Annotated in this window: 2 protein-coding genes; both read right to left on the reverse strand. The window is 38.3% G+C overall.

Features of this window, described 5'->3' with window-relative positions; genetic code table 11:
* Positions 1-2,283, reverse strand: a 2,283-nt coding sequence (locus ACQR30_RS16140; protein ID WP_429736789.1) for a heavy metal translocating P-type ATPase, incomplete at its 3' end; no start/stop codon positions are given.
* Between the two features lie 84 nt (positions 2,284-2,367).
* Complete coding sequence (locus ACQR30_RS16145) at positions 2,368-2,931, reverse strand: helix-turn-helix domain-containing protein (protein WP_429736790.1); 564 nt, start codon at positions 2,929-2,931, stop codon at positions 2,368-2,370.
* Positions 2,932-3,068 lie beyond the last annotated feature (137 nt).

Here is a 3,068-nt window from a genome sequence, read left to right on the forward strand (position 1 = left end):
ACCGATAAGGTTGTAAAAAAATGCCCAAAACAAATTTTGTCGAATGGTAGCAACCGTCTGTTTGGATAACTTTATGGCCTCTGCTATCTTAGTCAAGTCGGAAGAGATGATGGTCATTTTGGCTACGTCCATTGCAATATCACTCCCCTTCCCCATGGCAATACTTATATCTGCCGTTGCAAGTGCCGTACTGTCATTGATACCATCGCCAACCATTGCGACCACTTTCCCTTTACTTTGTAACCCTTTTACAAAATCGGCTTTTTGTTGTGGCAAAACATCTGCTTGATAATGCGCTATACCTGTTCGCGTTGCAATGGTTTTGGCAGTAGCCTCATTATCACCCGTGAGCATATAAAGCTCGATGCCCATTTCCTGTAACTGTTGGATAGCTACAACGGATGTTTCCTTTATATTATCTGAAATGGCCACCACGGCTAAAGCTTCTTTACTGTTAGTAAACCATATCACTGTTCTTGATTGTTCGCCCCATTGATCAGCTTGCAGTTGCAATTCCTTTGCAAGGAGAATATTGTTTTCGGTCATAAGTTTTTTACTCCCTACAAAATAGGTTTCATTGCAGTAGATGGCTCTTGCACCTTTACCCGTGATGCTTTCAAAAGAAGCTAACAAAATAGTCGGCACATCTTTTAAATATTTTACAACCGCCTCTGCTAATGGATGCTCAGATTGTCTTTCTATACTTAACAAAATCCGGTTTGCTGTCATATCATCATTCAGCCATTTAACACTTGTAACCCTCGGTTTCCCTTCCGTAATCGTCCCAGTCTTGTCAAGTACAATAGTCTTTACTTTTTTGGCAAGCTCTAGACTTTCGGCGTCTTTAATTAATATGCCATTTCCGGCTCCTTTGCCCACACCCACCATAATAGCGGTGGGGGTAGCTAACCCCAATGCACAGGGGCAGGCAATTACCAATACGGTAATCGCAGCTAAAAGACCATATACTACCCCATTATCTCCACCCAATATCAGCCATAGCACAAAAGAGAGTATAGCTATGAAAATAACTACCTGTACGAATATGCCCGCAATTTTATCTACCATTTTTTGCACTGGAGCTTTGCTGCCTTGAGCATCCTGAACCATTTTGATGATTTGAGCAAGCATAGTATCTTTTCCAACCTTCACTGCCTTAAATTGAAAACTCCCTTTTTGATTAATTGTACCCCCAAATACTTTTTCACCTACCCCTTTCAATACTGGCAGAGGTTCCCCGGTCAACATACTTTCATCCACATAAGAATTACCCAAAGTTACTATTCCGTCCACTGCGATTTTTTCGCCTGGTTTTACCAGAATAATATCCCCAACAGCCACTTCTTCGATAGCTATCTGTTTTTCAGTTTTATCAGGCTGTATTACTATTACTGTTTTCGGTGACAAGCCCATCAATTTCTTAATGGCAGAAAAAGTGTTTCCTTTCGCTTTCTCTTCCATTAGCTTTCCCAAGAGAATAAACGCGATAATAACTGAAGCGGCTTCAAAATAAACGTGTACCTGCACTCCTCTTGTGGACCAAACACTTGGAAAAAGGATATTAAATACGCTAAATAAATAAGCGATACCTGTACTCAAGGCCACCAATGTGTCCATATTGGCAGAGCGATGTTTGGCTTGCTTCCAAGCATTGATATAAAAGTCTCTTCCCAACCATAAAACAACTGGTGTGGCAAATAGCCACATAACTTCGTCAGCATAACGCATCTTCATAAAGAACATCGCTATCGCAACAATCGGCAGTGAAAATATAACCGCCCAAAGGGTTTTCCTTTTTAAAGTCTCGAATTTCTTTTCTTGGATAATTTCCAGAGTTTCTTGTTGGTCTATCTCATTTGTTAGCAACAGATCATACCCGATAGATTGCGCAGCCTTTTGTAATCCTAAAGGACTAATCATATTAGGTAGATATTCTACCGAAATCGTTGCTGTCGCATAGTTTATGGAAGCATTTATAACACCGTCTGCAGAATTAATAATACTTTCGACGCTGATGGCACAGGAAGCGCAGGTCATATTCAATACAGGAAAGGTTTGCTTGACGGTTCTGACTCCGTATCCTAAATCCCGAATTGTTTTGACAGCTTCTATCACTGCGGCATCTTCTTTTACTGTAATAACCGCCCTTTGATTATTCAATTCAACCTTATGGCTTTCAATTCCCTTAATTTTGGCAAGCCCTTTATCTACAATCAACGCACAGTGTTCACTCTCCACATCTTCTAAGGGAAGCAATATCTGTTGTTTATTAGTCGCTGCCATATATCGTTTTTTTTATTTACGATACAAAGTTGGCAATAAAATCAGCATCAGCTATTACGCAATTTTGGAAATGATTTGTAAGATTTACACTTTGTCTATGGGCTTCCTCTTGTCTTCCTTGATCTGTTTGAAATGGCTAGGCGTCAACCCGGTTACTTTTTTAAACTGATTACTTAAATAGGCTACGCTTGAATAATTAAGTTCAAAGGCTATTTCGCTTAAAGACAGTTCATCGTACACTAATAATTCTTTCACCCTTTCGATTTTTTGAGCGATAAAATATTTTTCAATAGTAGCCCCCTCGACCTCCGAAAAAAGATTAGACAAATAATTATAGTCGTGATGAAGTTCCTTACTTAATACATCTGACAAGTTAGTTTTTGTGTCATTATTCTGATGTCGTACCAACTTTATAATAACATTCTTTATTTTCTCAATGATGCGACTTTTCCGGTCATCAATAAGCTCAAAACCAACTGAATTCAACACCTTTTCTAGAACATCTTTTTTCTCATCAGGCAGCTTCTCATCAAGAGCTATTTCCCCTAACTTTATATTTTTAAAAGCTATTCCCAGCTTTTCCATCTCGCTCTGCACTACCATTATACAACGATTACAAACCATATTTTTTATGTATAATATTTCCATCTTTTGAATTTTAGCTTTTGAAAAAGACACTAAATAAGTCTGTAAAATTACAATTAATATTTACCCCTGAAATATTTTCTTTAGTTTGACACGATTTGGACTTAACTATTTGATTATCAGACATACGATTTTAATTT

Source organism: Arachidicoccus sp. (genome assembly GCF_050436765.1).
Taxonomy (GTDB): domain Bacteria; phylum Bacteroidota; class Bacteroidia; order Chitinophagales; family Chitinophagaceae; genus Arachidicoccus.